At 74.8% G+C, this 13195-nt stretch carries 13 protein-coding genes; 5 read left to right on the top strand and 8 right to left on the bottom strand.

The annotated features are described in order from the left end of the window. The first annotated feature begins 252 nt into the window (after positions 1-252). The 3 genes from LO771_RS21245 to LO771_RS21235 all read left to right on the top strand — a co-directional run bounded on the left by LO771_RS21245 (position 253) and on the right by LO771_RS21235 (position 3294). Positions 253-1944 carry an acetolactate synthase large subunit gene (locus LO771_RS21245; RefSeq protein ID WP_230654848.1) on the top strand — a complete coding sequence of 564 codons (1692 nt, stop codon included), beginning with the start codon at positions 253-255 and terminating at the stop codon, positions 1942-1944. 576 nt (positions 1945-2520) lie between these two features. Continuing rightward, complete coding sequence (locus LO771_RS21240) at positions 2521-3036, top strand: NfeD family protein (protein WP_230654846.1); 516 nt, start codon at positions 2521-2523, stop codon at positions 3034-3036. Between the two features lie 111 nt (positions 3037-3147). Continuing rightward, positions 3148-3294 carry a hypothetical protein gene (locus tag LO771_RS21235; protein ID WP_230654845.1) on the top strand — a complete coding sequence of 49 codons (147 nt, stop codon included), beginning with the start codon at positions 3148-3150 and terminating at the stop codon, positions 3292-3294. 67 nt (positions 3295-3361) lie between these two features. Here LO771_RS21235 and LO771_RS21230 read toward each other — a convergent pair whose 3' ends face one another. The 4 genes from LO771_RS21230 to LO771_RS21215 all read right to left on the bottom strand — a co-directional run bounded on the left by LO771_RS21230 (position 3362) and on the right by LO771_RS21215 (position 6955). Further along, positions 3362-4429: a CdaR family transcriptional regulator gene (locus LO771_RS21230; protein WP_230654843.1), complete on the bottom strand. Its 1068-nt coding sequence runs from the start codon at positions 4427-4429 to the stop codon at positions 3362-3364. 96 nt (positions 4430-4525) lie between these two features. Next, positions 4526-5824, bottom strand: a complete 1299-nt coding sequence (locus LO771_RS21225) for an ArsB/NhaD family transporter (protein ID WP_230654841.1) — start codon at positions 5822-5824, stop codon at positions 4526-4528. Beyond that, positions 5821-6282, bottom strand: a complete 462-nt coding sequence (locus tag LO771_RS21220) for a CBS domain-containing protein (RefSeq protein ID WP_230654839.1) — start codon at positions 6280-6282, stop codon at positions 5821-5823. Before LO771_RS21220 ends, LO771_RS21225 begins: the two co-directional genes overlap by 4 nt. Then, on the bottom strand, positions 6269-6955 hold the full coding sequence (locus LO771_RS21215; protein WP_308188962.1) for a hypothetical protein: 687 nt from the start codon (positions 6953-6955) through the stop codon (positions 6269-6271). The genes LO771_RS21220 and LO771_RS21215 overlap by 14 nt, the downstream gene beginning before the upstream one ends. Positions 6956-7738: 783 nt before the next feature. Here LO771_RS21215 and LO771_RS21210 point away from each other — a divergent pair. Together LO771_RS21210 and LO771_RS21205 are read left to right on the top strand one after the other, a co-directional pair. Further along, the gene (locus LO771_RS21210; protein WP_230654837.1) at positions 7739-8386 is read left to right on the top strand and encodes a cysteine hydrolase; all 648 of its coding nucleotides are present in this window, start codon (positions 7739-7741) and stop codon (positions 8384-8386) included. A gap of 209 nt (positions 8387-8595) precedes the next feature. Beyond that, positions 8596-8949 (top strand): DUF1622 domain-containing protein, encoded by a 354-nt coding sequence (locus LO771_RS21205; RefSeq protein ID WP_230654834.1) that lies wholly within the window; start codon positions 8596-8598, stop codon positions 8947-8949. A 302-nt stretch (positions 8950-9251) separates the two neighbouring features. Here the strand turns inward: LO771_RS21205 and LO771_RS21200 are convergent, their stop codons facing one another. Genes LO771_RS21200 through LO771_RS21185 form a run of 4 tightly spaced genes read right to left on the bottom strand, consistent with a single transcriptional unit; the run spans position 9252 to position 13081 of the window. Further along, entirely contained in the window at positions 9252-10529 is a 1278-nt protein-coding gene (locus tag LO771_RS21200; RefSeq protein ID WP_374228211.1) for an ABC transporter permease, read from the bottom strand. Next, positions 10526-11263 (bottom strand): ABC transporter ATP-binding protein, encoded by a 738-nt coding sequence (locus tag LO771_RS21195; RefSeq protein WP_230654832.1) that lies wholly within the window; start codon positions 11261-11263, stop codon positions 10526-10528. The genes LO771_RS21200 and LO771_RS21195 overlap by 4 nt, the downstream gene beginning before the upstream one ends. After that, the gene (locus LO771_RS21190) at positions 11260-12393 is read right to left on the bottom strand and encodes a hypothetical protein (protein ID WP_230654830.1); all 1134 of its coding nucleotides are present in this window, start codon (positions 12391-12393) and stop codon (positions 11260-11262) included. The genes LO771_RS21195 and LO771_RS21190 overlap by 4 nt, the downstream gene beginning before the upstream one ends. Continuing rightward, a complete protein-coding gene (locus LO771_RS21185) occupies positions 12383-13081 on the bottom strand; it encodes a hypothetical protein (RefSeq protein ID WP_230654828.1) in 699 nt (232 codons plus the stop codon). Before LO771_RS21185 ends, LO771_RS21190 begins: the two co-directional genes overlap by 11 nt. Positions 13082-13195: the final 114 nt, after the last annotated feature.

Below are 13195 nucleotides of genomic sequence, written 5' to 3'. Positions count from 1 at the left end.
TCCCGTAGCCCGGATGCCGCACGGTGCGCGGCGCTGCGTCCATGTCCGGCTCCAGCGTGCGGGCCGACTCCGGCGGCCGCCACCGCAGCGCCTCCGAACGGCCCCGGCGACGCCTGCGGTCCCTGGGACCGGGCGCGGGCCGGCACCTGCCGCTGGCCAGCCCGGCCGCCACCCGCCGCCACCCGCCGCCGGCCACCCCCGGCCGGCGGCCGACGAGTGGCCGGGGCGGACGGGCGTGCCTACGTTCGACCCATGGGTACCGAGGGCGCGGCCGGGGAGCGGCACACGGCGGAAGCGGAGGACGTCGCGCACCTCCTGGTGCGCTGTCTGCAGGCCGAGGGCGTCGAGTACGTCTTCGGGATCCCCGGTGAGGAGAACATCCGCTTCGTCGACGCGCTGAACGGCTCCGGGATCCGGTACGTCCTGGTGCGCCACGAGCAGGCCGCCTCGTTCATGGCGGAGATCTACGGGCGGCTAACCGGCCAAGCCGGGGTGTGCTCGGCCACCCTGGGCCCGGGTGCCATCAACCTGCTGCTCGGCACCGCGGACGCCACGACCAACAGCGCGCCCCTGGTGGCCCTCGCCGCCCAGGGCTCGCTGCGCCGCGTCCACAAGGAGTCGCACCAGGTCATCGACCTGGTGTCCATGTTCGCCCCCGTCACCCGGTGGGCGGCCCGCATCGAGTGCCCGGACGCGGTGCCGGAGATGGTGCGCAAGGCGTTCAGGACCGCGCAGAGCGAGCGGCCCGGCGCCGTGTTCCTGGCGGTGCCGGAGGACATCGAGGCGGAGCATCCCTCCGAACCGCTGACGCCCCTGCAGGTCGATACGGTGCGCGCCGTCGCGCCGTCCCCCTCCCAGGTCGCGCGGGCCGCCGAGGTGCTCACCGCCGCACGGCACCCCGTCGTGCTGGCGGGCCACGGCGCCGCCAGGGCCGGGGCCTCGGCCGCCCTGGTGCGGTTCGCCGAGCGGCTGGACGTCCCGGTCGCGACCACGTTCCACGGCAAGGGCGTCTTCCCCGACGACCACCCCAACGCCCTTGGCGCGGTCGGCTTCATGCGCCACGACTACGGCAACTTCGGCTTCGACGCGGCCGACGTGCTGGTCTGCGTGGGGTACGAGATCCAGGAGTTCGACCCGGCCAGGATCAACCCGCACGGCGACAAGCGCATCGTCCACGTGCACCGCTTCCCCGCCGAGGTGGACGCCCACTACCCGGTCGCGGTGGGCATCGAGGGCGACCTCTCGCAGGCGCTGGACGCCCTCGGGGCCGCACTGCCCGACGGGCTCGCCCACCACTCCGGAACCACCGCGAGGATCCGCGGACTGCTCGACGGGGAGCTCCGGTACGGGCGCGGCAACGACGCGTTCCCCCTGGTGCCGCAGCGTGTGGTGGCCGACGTCCGCACCGCGCTGGACCGCCACGACATCGTCCTCGCCGACACCGGGGCCGGGAAGATGTGGATGTCCCGCCTCTACCCGACCTACGAACCGGACACCTGCCTGGTCTCCAACGGGCTGTCCACCATGGGTTTCGCGCTGCCCGGCGCCCTCGCCGCCAAGCTCGCCCGGCCGGACCGGCGTGTCCTGGCGATGATGGGCGACGGCTCGTTCCTGATGAACTCCCAGGAACTCGAGACCGCCGTCCGCGAACGCGTCCCGCTGACCGTCCTCGTCCTGGTGGACGAGGAGTACGGCCTGATCACCTGGAAGATGGAACTCGAACTCGGCCGCCACAGCCACACCCGGTTCACCAACCCGGACCTGGCCGCCTACGCCGAGAGCTTCGGCGCACGCGGCTACGCGGTCGAGGCCGCCGACCAACTGCTGCCCGTGCTGCGCCGCGCCCTCGACGACGACGCGGTCTCCGTCATCGCCTGCCCCGTCGACTACTCCGAGAACCTGCGCCTGACCGACAGGCTCGGCAGCCTCCACGGCCCGTTCTGACCCGACGCCCCAGGTCCCGGCGAGCGTGCGGTGTGCGGCCGCCACGGCCGTGGCGGACCCGGCTGCGGACCGGGAGCCGGGGGAGTGGCCGGTGCCGTGCGGACGGGCGGGGGCGGGCATCGCCTGCGACCGCAGGCCGGCCGCCGCCGTCGCGCGGCGGTCCGCCCTCGCCCGGATGCCTGTCCCCCCGCAGCAGGCAGAGGGCGGGGACGGACACCCCGGGTCCGCACCAGCGGACCGGCGGGCCCTCCACGCTCCGCGCCGTACCGCCCTACGTTCCGAACCGCGGTGATGCGGGGTCGTTCCTCCTGTGAGGGCGGTACCGCACCGCGGCACTGCGGCAGCAGCAGGACCGTGTCGTCATGCTGTGAGCCCTGGGCATCACAACGGACACCGTCCCTCTCCGTCAGGAACCTCCGGGCCCGGGAGACCGCGTCGCTGCCGTCGCCCGCCACGTCCAGGACGCGTCAAGACTGCCGGAACCGGGCAGTGTGCGCCGTCCCGTCCGGCCGCGATCATGCAGCCCGGCGGCGCGGTCGGCGCGCTGCCGGACCGTGGTGCACGGAGGTGGGGACGGTGGCGTGGTTCCTGGTGGCGGGGGTGACGGGGCTCGGTGTCCTTCTCGCGGCGCTGCTGCTGGACGGTGCCGTGGAAGGAGCCCCCGCCGCGGACGCCGGCCTCGGCAGGGTGCCGGGCAGGGAACTGCGGTCGCTGCCGGCCGCCGCCGCGTTCGTGTCCCTGCTGGGGTTCACCGGGGCGCTCGCGCAGGCCGAGGCCGGCCTGGGAACGGGCTGGTCCGCGGCCATGGGGGCGGTCGCGGGCCTGCTGGGCGCCCGCGGGGTCCTGCGGCTGGTGCGCGCCGTACGACGCGGCGAGTCCGCGCCCGCGTCCCGCGGCGGGGACCTGCTCGGCCTCTCCGGCACCGTCGTCGCCCCGATCCCGCCCTACGGCTGCGGCGAGGTGGTGCTCCGGGTGGCCGGGCAGCCGGCCACGTACACCGCACGCAGCAGCGGCCCGGTGCCCCTCGGGGCGCGGGTGCGGGTGACCGCCTCCCTGTCGTCCACCGCCGTCCAGGTCCAGCCTGCCGACTGAGTCCCCGGCCTGCCGTACCCGGCTGGGCGTCTCCGACGCCGGATCCGCACCGCGTCCCGCCGTCCCCTGCTCCCTGCCGGGCCGTGCGGCGCCCCGTGAAAGGCCGTCCCCGTGTCCGGCCGGACCGTCCTGATCCCCGTCCCGGGCGCCGTCGCCCTCCTCGCCCTCGCCCTGTCCGCCACCGCCCGGTTCACGGTCGCCGGCCCCGGTGGGGCGTCCGTCGTCACCGGCCGCCGCGGCTCCTCCTGCGCGGGGTGAAGGCCACCCTCGACGGGGCCGCCATCGTCAAGGTCGGCGGCTGCGGTGAGGCGATCCGGGCCGCCGTTCACAGCGGACGGGCGGGCCAGTCCAGCAGGCGCGCGCCCATCGCCGCCGTCTCCAGGGTGTACCGCTGCAGCGGGTCGTCCGGGTCGTAGCCGGTGAGCCCGCGGATCCGCTCGAGCCGGTAGGACAGCGCCCGCACGCTCAGTCCCAGCCGTCGGGCGGCCTCCGCGCCCACGTAGCGGGAGGCGGCGCACGCGGCCAGGGTCTCCAGCAGCGGCCCCGCGCCGCCGCGGGCGTCCTGCAGCGGTCCCAGGACGGTGCGCACCAGGTCCGCCATCGCCGTGCGGTCGCGCAGCAGCACCGGGAAGACCAGCAGGTCCGCCGCCCGCAGCACCGGCGCCTCCAGCCGCAGACGCTCCGCGAGGCCGACCGCGCCGACCGCCTCCTCGTACGAGCGCACCACCCCGCCGGGCCCCCGGTGGGCCCGCCCCACCGCCACCCGCAGCGCCCCCCGGCCGCCGGCCTCCCGCAGGGCCTGCGGCACCGACGCCTCGCCGCTCGGCGCGACGCACACCAGCCGCCCCTCCCGGGCCGCGAACAGCAGCTGGTGCTCCCCGAAGCGGGCCGCGAGCTCCCGTTCGACCCGCCGGGCCAGCGGATGCCGCTCGTCGTACGCCTCCGGCCCCCAGGCGACCGCCACCGTGTGGGAGCCCGCCAGCCGCAGTCCGAACCGCTCCGCCCGCTCCGACAGCCGCCCCAGGTCGCTGCGCCCGTGCAGCAGGTCGTCGACGAACTCCCTGCGCTCCGCCTCCTCCTGCCGCACCGCCAGCCGCTGCGCCCGCTCGTACCCCTCGACCAGGGCGGCCACCGCCGCGTCGACCGCGGCCAGGACGCCCTCGCCCGCCTGCCGGGCCGACGTGCCCGACAGGTCCGGCCAGGCCGCACGGGCCACTCCGAGGTACAGGCCCATCAGCTCCTTCAGCCCGACCCCCTCCTCGGCAGCCCGCTCGCCCAGATCCCGCAACGCCTCCCGTTCCGTCCGCCGCAGCAGCCGCCCCGTGGCGGCCACCTCGGCCAGCACGTGCGTCCAGCCGTCCGCGTACGCCCGGGGAACAGCGGTGTGTCGCACCTTCTCCTCCTGTCGTGTGCCTGTCTCGTGTGCGTCCTCCGGCCGCCCCGGCCGCGGATACGGCCTGCCTGCCCTTCCCGCGCGGTTTCTGCCGCCCTAGGCGAGGGCGAAGTGGCGCAGCCACAGGTAGAGGGCGGAGACGGCGACGGTGACGGCGGTGACGGGCAGGCCGTGGCGGGTGAAGGTCCAGAACCCGATGGGCTGCCGGCTGCGTTCGGCGATGCCGAGGACGACGACGTTGGCGGAGGCGCCGATGGCGGTGGCGTTGCCGCCGAGGTCCGCGCCCAGGGCGAGGGCCCACCACAGGACCTGGCCGTGGGGCTCGCCGACGCTGTGGACGAGGTCGGCGGTGATGGGCGCCATGGTGGCGACGTAGGGGATGTTGTCGACGACCGCGGACAGCACGGTGGAGGCGCCCAGCAGCAGCATGACCGCGCCCAGGGCGTTGCCGCCGGTGGCGTCGGCCAGGGCGTGGGAGACGGCCTCGACCACGCCGGTCCCGATGAGGGCGCCGACCATGACGAACAGCCCCGCGAAGAAGGCGAGGGTGGGCCACTCCACCTCGGCGAGGACGTCCTCGGTCCGCACCTCGGAGACGGCGACCAGGAGGCCGGCGCCCAGGAGGGCGACGATGCTGGGCTCGTAGTGCAGGACTGGGTGCAGGACGAAGCCGGCGACCACCAGGGCGAGGACGGCCAGGCCCTGGACGAGCAGGGTGCGGTCGCGGATGGCCTCGCGCCCCTCGAGGGCCATGACCTCCGCGGCGCGCTGCTCGTCGTAGGCGAAGGCGGAGCGGAACAGCCACCGGCACATCGCGAGCAGGACCAGGGTCAGGACGGCGGCCAGCGGCGCCAGCTCGGTGAGGAAGTCGTTGAAGGCCAGGTGGCCCCGGCTGGCGATGATGATGTTGGGCGGGTCGCCGACCAGGGTGGCGGTGCCGCCGATGTTGGAGGCGAACACCTCCGCGATCAGGAACGGGGCCGCGGGCAGGGACAGGCGCTCGCACACCAGCAGGGTGACCGGCGCGACGAGCAGCACGGTGGTGACGTTGTCCAGCAGCGCGGAGGCGGCCGCAGTGATCACCACCAGCATGGCCATCACCCGGAACGGCCGGGCGCGCGCCCGCTGCACCGCCCAGACCGCCAGGTACTCGAAGAGGCCGGTGCGCCGCAGCACGCCGACGATCACCATCATGCCGAGCAGCAGGAAGACGACGTTCCAGTCGACGCCGGTCTCGGGGGAGAAGAACGCGGCGTCGGCGTCGGTGGCGCGCAGGGCGAGCATGAGGGCCGCGCCGCCGAGCGCCGCGGCCACCCGGTGGACCCACTCGGTGATGATCAGGACGTAGACGGAGCCGAAGACGGCGACGGCGGCCCAGGACTGCCAGCCGTTCACCGGACCTCCAGGAGCCGCTGCAGCAGGTGCGAGGCGGTGACGACACCCAGCAGGCGGCCGCCCTGCGCCGCGGTGCGGTCGACGACGGCGATCAGCGGACTGCGGGAGGCGGCCATGGCAGCGGCCAGCTCCAGGGCGGTGTCGTCGGGGTCGGCGACCGGCGGGGGAGGGGTGTGCGCGGGCAGCACCTCGCCGACCCGCCGTCCGGCCAGGGCCTCGCAGAACCGGTCGGCGTGGCGCTCGTCGACGACCGCCGCCAGGGAGGGGTCCTCGATCACGTAGCCGGGCACCAGCAGCCGCACCAGCTGGGAGGCGGGCAGCACCGCCACCGGTACGGAGGCGCCGTCGACGACGAGGACGCCCGGCAGGCTGTGCTCGGCCAGCAGCCGGGCCGCCTCCAGGGCCTCGTCGTCGACCCGCACCACGGGGAACGGTTCGGCCAGGTCACGGGCGCGCATCGGAGGTCTCCTCAAGGACGGGGGCGGGGACGGGGACGGGGACGGGGGCCGGGCCGGCGGCGGTGCGGGACACGTCGCCGCGCGGCGGCGCCTCCTCCTCGACGCCGACGCCGACGCCGACGCCGACGTCGACGTCGACGAGGCGGGCTACGGGGACGTCGGTGCTGGAGTGCACCGCGATCGAGGCCGCGATGCGGACCGCGACCAGGGTGTACGCCCGCTCGCCCTGCGGGATGCCGGCCTGCAGCACCAGCACCAGCAGCCCGCGCACCACCGAGGCGAACCCCCTGGGCCCGAACCAGGCTCCGACCGGCTGCTCGCGCCGGGCGGAGCGCCTGCGCACCGGGGAGAGCAGCAGCGGGACGGGCCGCACCAGCACGATCGCCGGCACCACCGCCGCGTACCCGCCCCACGGCAGGGCCCCGAAGAGCGCCGGGGTCAGCAGGGCGCCGCAGACCAGCGGCATCCCCGTCCCCGTCCCCAGCCCCGGCGCCCGGGCCGGGTGCCGCCAGGCGCGGCGCACCGCGGGCAGGGACAGGTGCATGCCGTCGATGGGGGGACAGCGCGGTGACAGGGCCAGGTCCGCTGTGGCGGAGACGACCGGGTCGACGGTGCCGATGTGCACCGGGCCCAGCACGCCGTCCCCGCCGACCGCCCCCGCGCCCAGGAACACAGCGGCGTGGACGGCACCGTCCGGGCTGCCGGCCCCGGCAGCAGGACCACGACCAGCAGCGCGACCCCGAAGACAGCGATGAGCACCGTTGAACCCCTCGGCGGTGAAGAGACGTCTCCTTCGATCGCCGACCAGGCTTCCCGGCACTCCGTCCACGACGTTATCGGATATTGACGCCATCCTGACAGCTCTTTGACACCTGCGCCCTGCACGTCCCGGCCCACCCCCGCCCGGTCGTCCCTCCGGTGCCGGGTGCCCCCGCACCCGGTCGGTGCGCAGCGGACGCGCGGGTGTCCGACGGCGCGGGGCGCCGGTGCCCTGCCTGCCGCGGCACCGCCGGTTCGAGAGGCGTCACGCGGGGCGGGTCCAGGATCAGACGGTGCGTTCCCTGTCGGGTCCGGCGAGGACCGCCTGCCCGGTGACCGCGGCCCCACCGCCCCACCGCCCGCACGGGTGGTGGCCGATCGCCGTCTGCGGCCGTGAGGAGACCGGGCTTGGTGCGGGGAGCGGCAGGAGCGGCGACCGAGGTGCAGCAACCCACCGATGCAGAACCCCCCGCTGTGGGGAAGAATGAAACGGAGGGTCGAATGTCCGCGACAGCGCCTCTTCGTGGCGCGTACCCCGAGGTGGGCACGGCGCTCGGGTGGTGCGGCTTGGTGCCGGAACAATCCGCCGGCTCAGGCAGAGGCTTCGTGCCACCCCGTCGGAATGCGCTCCGGAGGGACATACGCCGCACCGGACACCTGTCACGACAGTGATTTTTCCTTCCATGAGGAGCGTCAGGTGGAAATCAGGAGTACTGACACGGCGGTGGTGTTCATCGACCCGCAGAACGACGTGCTGAGCGAGGACGGGGCGGCCTGGGACGCGGTCGGGGCGAGCGTCACGGAGAACAGGACCGTCGAGAACATGGAGAGGATCTTCGAGGCGGCGAAGGCGGGCGGATACGAGGTCTTCATCTCGCCCCACTACTTCTACCCGACCGACAACGGGTGGCGAATGAACGGTCCGCTCGAGACGAGCGAGATCGAGACCCACGTGTTCGCACGGACGGGACAACTCGATCTGACCGGGTTCCGGGACTCCGGTGCGGACTGGCTGGACCGCTTCAAGCCCTACATCGAGGACGGAAGAACGGTGGTCGCCAGCCCGCACAAGGTGTTCGGGCCGGAAACCAACGACCTGGTGCTGCAGCTGCGCAAACGGAGGATGCAGAAAATCGTTCTGGGCGGGATGCTGGCCAACATGTGCGTCGAGTCCCACATGCGCCACCTCATCGAGGAGGGGTTCGAAGTCGCCATGGTCAGGGATGCGACAGCCGGGCCCCGGCACCCGGTCTGGGGCGACGGCTATCAGGCGGCGATCATCAACTACCGCTTCTTCGCGCATGCGTTGCTGTCGACCGACGAAGTGCTCGATGCCATGCGCTGAGAGGCCCGCAGCCGGGATGTGGTGCCCGTGTCCGCCCGGCGCTCACTCCTTCACCAGACTCCGTCGGCGTCCACCGGCCTGTTGCGCGGGGAGTGCCGTGGAGGCACGTCCAGCCCTGCTGCGGCCGATGCCCGGAACGACGTCCCGGCGGCGGCAGGGGTCGCGGACCGCGGAGGGGCGGATTCGGGCCGGCGCGAGAGGGGGGCACTGTGGAATTCCAGCACAGCGTTGAGCTGGTCGGCCGAGCCGTCGACTCCGCGGGTGTGGCCGTCATCGTCGTGGGCACATTCCTGGCGACCGTTCTCGCGGCCATCCGGATCGGTCGCCGACAGCCGGGCGTGTACCGCGGCTATCGCCGTCGCGTCGGGCGGTCGATCCTGCTGGGGCTGGAGCTCCTCGTGGCCGGCGACATCATCCGTACCGTCGCCGTCGCACCGACGTTCGCGAGCGTCGGAGTGCTGGCCGTGATCGTGGGCATTCGCACCTTCCTCAGCTTTTCCCTCGAGCTCGAGATCACCGGACGGTGGCCGTGGCAGAAGCCGGCGCCCGGAGCCGACGACTGACCCTGCGTCATGTCGGCGGCAGGCGGGGCGGAGCCATCCCTGCCGTGAGTTCTCAGGCCAGGGCTGCTGAACGTGAAGGCGTGATGTCGGCCGGCCGTCCAGGATGAGGCCGGGCCCCGTGTGCTGCGGGATGGTGCGCGGGACCCGCCCCCGGGCGCGGCGCGGCGCGGAGGCGGGTCCCGGGGACCGGTCACGGGCGGGTGCGCGCCCCGGCGGCTCCGGCCCGCCGCTGCCGTCCCGCGGGCGGGCCGGGCCCGGTGTGCCGGGGGCCGCGGTCGTGCGGGGCCCGAGCCGTCGGGGCGTCATGCCGCGCTGAGGGCCTCGGTGGGGGCGAGACGGGCGGCGCGCACCGAGGGATGGACCCCGGCGATGACCCCGATGACCACGGCGCCGCCGATCCCGGAGGCAGGGGCGGCGGGCGGTATCACCGGCGACCAGCCCTGGTAGGTCACGTAGGCGACCGTGGCGAGGATCCCGGCGACCGTTCCGGCGACGCCTCCCAGCAGGGAGAGGACGACGGACTCGGTCATGAACTGGCTCCGGATCTGCCGGCGGTTGGCGCCCAGCGCGCGGCGCAGGCCGATCTCGCTGCGCCGTTCGAGGACGGAGATGTACATCGTGTTGGCGACCCCGATGCCGCCGACCAGCAGGGCGACCCCCGCCAGTCCGAGGAACAGGGCGGAGAAGGTGCTGTTGGCCGCGCGTTTGGCGGCCAGCGCGTCGGACGGGCGGCTGACCTGGACCATTCCGGGGAGTTCGGGGTGGACGGTGGCGGGCAGGACGGCGGCCACATCCTCGACGGCGTCCTCGCGGGCCCTGACGTAGAGGACCGTCGGGTGCCCGTCGAAGGAGAGTGTGTGCCGGGCGGCCTGCCAGCCGACCAGGACGCAGCGGTCGAGGTCGCCGGAGAGCGGGACGGGGTCGAGGACGCCGATCACGGTGAACCAGGTGTGGTTGACAATGATCTGGGGTGCCTCCTGCCCCGGTGTGATGCGGGTGATCCCGAGCCGGGCGGCGGCCTGATAGCCGAGTACGGCGGTCGGCAGCCGGTCGGTGGAGCGGTTGAGGAAGCGGCCCGAGCGGACGTGTCCGCTGACGGCGGTGAGCAGGTCGTCCTGGCCGGCCAGGACGGCGATCCCGGCGCCGTCGTCGGGGTCGCTGCGGTCGGACCGGCGGACGGTGGCGTGCGTGTTGGCGACGGCGCTCGTGGTGAGGACGGGGCTGATGCGGGCCGCCATGCGCGCCGCCTGCGGCGGCAGGAGCACGGGCGGGTCCTGGCCGGGCTGCGGCTGGACGCGCAGGAGGTTGGGCCCCAGGGCGGCCAGTTGCCGGTTGAGCTCGCCCTGGCTGGAGGCGGGGATGCCGGTGACCAGGACGAGGGTGAGGATGCCGATGGAGATGCCGAGGGCGGACAGCGCGGCCCGGACGCGGCGGGTGCGGATGCCGAGCAGTCCCAGGCGCAGGACGTCCGCGGGTGCCAGGCGCACGGGGCGGGCCGGGTCGTGGGGCGGGGTGCTCGCGGGGCGCCGGCGGAGACCGGGCTGCCGGATGCCGCGGCGGCCGGGGTTCCCGCGGGTCACGCCGGGCTCCCGAGGACGGCCGGGCGGTGGGAGTCGGCGACGACGCGTCCGTCGCGCATCTCGACCCTGCGGGGCAGGCGGGCGGCGATGTCCTGGTCGTGGGTGATGACGGCGATGGTGGTGCCCTCGCTGTTCAGGCTGGTCAGGAGGTCGAGTACGGACTGTCCGGTGGCGCTGTCCAGGGCGCCGGTGGGCTCGTCGGCCAGGACCAGGGCGGGTTCGTTGACCAGGGCCCGGGCGATGGCCACGCGCTGGCGCTCGCCTCCGGAGAGCTGGTGGGGCAGGTGGCCGGTGCGGTGGGACAGGCCGACCCGGTCGAGTGCGGCGGCGGCCATGGCCCTGCGCCGCCGGCGCGGCACGCCGGCGTACAGCAGGCCGGTCGCCACGTTCTCCTCGGAGGTGAGGCCGTCGGTCAGGTGGAAGTGCTGGAAGACGAACCCCAGCCAGCGGCCGCGCAGTGCGGACAGGCGCCGGTCGGAGAGCCCCCGGACGTCGTGGCCGGCGATGTGCACGGTGCCGCTGCTGGGCGTGTCGAGGGTGCCCATGATGTTGAGCAGGGTGGACTTGCCGGAGCCCGAGCGGCCGACGATCGCCAGGAACTCGCCCGCGTGGATGGTCAGGGAGACGTCGTCGAGGGCGGTGACGCCGCCGGCGTGGACCTTGCGGGCGTTGCGGACGGAGAGGACGGCCGGGGCCGGGCCGGGGGGCTGCCCCGGGTGCGGTGCCGCGGTCATGATGCCGTCACCACTAGGTCGCCCTCCTTGATCCTGTCGCTGCTGACCTCCACGAGGCCTCTGGCGTACATGCCGGTCCTGATGCCGACCAATTGTCCGTCGGGGCGCTGCAGCGCGTAGCCGCCCTCGCTGAGGGCGAGGAGGGCGCCCACGGGCACGACGAGGACGTGCTTCCTGCTCTGGCCGGTGAAGAGGACCTGGACGGAGGCGGCGTCGATCGCGGCGACGTCGGCGGCGCGGGTCGGCACGACGCTCACCTGCAGGGTGGGCGCCTGGTCGGGGGAGGCGCCGGAGGGGTCGTCGGCGCCGCCCTGCACCGTGGTGCCGATGGAGAGGACCTTCCCGGGGACGGTCCTCGTGTCGGGCAGGAGGATCTCGACCCTGTCGCCCCGGTGGATGGAGCCGGCGCTCTGCGCGTCGGCCTTCACGGTGACCGTCTTCTGCTCCGAGGTGAGGGCGAGGACCTCCTGCGCCGCCGGGTCGCCCAGGTGCGCGAGGACGGTGTCGACGCGGGAGGGCCCCTGGAGGACCGCGAACCGGCCGGGGTCCAGGGTTCCGGTGGCCGGCTGTCCGGTGTCGTGCTGCCAGCGCTTGAGGGCGGCGAGCACCCCGGGGGTGAGCCGGGTGCCGGGGTCGCCGGCCGTGGGGGCGTACCGCGGGAGGGGCACGGCCGGGGGCGGGGGGCCGATGTCGTAGCCGAGGGCTCGGAGGTTCTCGACCAGGACGGTGACGTCCCGGCCGGCCTGTCCGGGCTTGTTCAGCGGGCGGAAGAACGGGACGGCGCCGAGGAACACGGTCACCGGCTGGTCGTCGACCCAGTACAGGGGCTTGCCCCGTACGGTGTGCGCACCGGGCGCGGGGAGCCCGGTGACGACGCCGTTCCCGGTGCCCTTGACCGTGGTGCGCCTGCCGAAGGCGAGCGTCCCGGGGAGGGTCTGGGTGTCGGACAGGTCGGTGCGCCTGACGCGGGTGGTCTGGGCCGAGGGGGCGGCGGCGGCGCGGGGGTGCCGGCTCCTGCCGTGGTCGGTCAGCGCCTGCGCCCCGTAGGCGCCGGTGCCGCCGAGCACGAGGACCGCGGTCGCGGCGACGGCACGGCGGGGGACGCGGCGCGGCCGGGTCCTACTTGCCACCGAACGCCTCCAGGGTGCAGGCCCGGTCGGCCTTGTCCCGCTCGGACTCGGGAATGCCGGGGTCGTTGCCGGAGTCGAAGGTCCACGACAGGCCGTCCGGGTTCGCGCTCGTGTCGGGGACGATGTGGACCTTCACGCCCCGGTGCCGGAGGCACTTCACGTAGGCGTGGAAGTCGTCGGCGTAGTGCGGGTTGGTCTGCGGCTCCAGCTCGGGGGGCGGGAGCGGCTGCTTGTCCCGGCAGGCGTCGAAGCCGGCCCGGTGCTTCGCGATCTCGGCCTTGTCCTGGGTGGGCGGGGCCTGCTGGCCGGAGGTCACCCGCCGGTACATCATCGGGACGCCGTGGGCCTGCAGGCACGCCCAGTAGGCGTCGTCGAGCTTGTTCTTCTCCTCGTCGGTGCTGTCCAGCCGCTCCTGGGGACGCCTGGCGTCGACGGCGGGGCCCGGGGCCGCACCCTGGGACGCCGTGCCCTTGTCCGGCGCCGCCGACCCGGACACCAGGGTGTCCACGCCCCTGCCCGCGTCGCCGCCGCCGCCGCTGCCGCAGGCGGCGAGGGTCATGCCGGCGGCCAGGACCACGCCGCCGGAGAGGGCGCGCAGGCCGGGGCGCCGGCGCGCCCGCGGCCCGGCGGGGCCCCGCGGGGCGGGGGAGGCGGTGGGGGGTGCGGTGGGGGGGAGGCGCTTGTGCATGCCGTGCAGCGTAGGAGCGGAGTGTTGCGATCCTGTCAGGATCCGTTGGTCCTCCTGTGGTGCCGCCGGAGGCCGGGGCGGGCACGGCCGGCGGGGCGGTGGGCGCGGTCCGGT

This window comes from Streptacidiphilus sp. ASG 303, from assembly GCF_020991365.1.
GTDB lineage: Bacteria > Actinomycetota > Actinomycetes > Streptomycetales > Streptomycetaceae > Peterkaempfera.
Note: the sequence above shows the minus strand (reverse complement) of the source record. Positions and strands in the feature narration are given on the sequence as shown.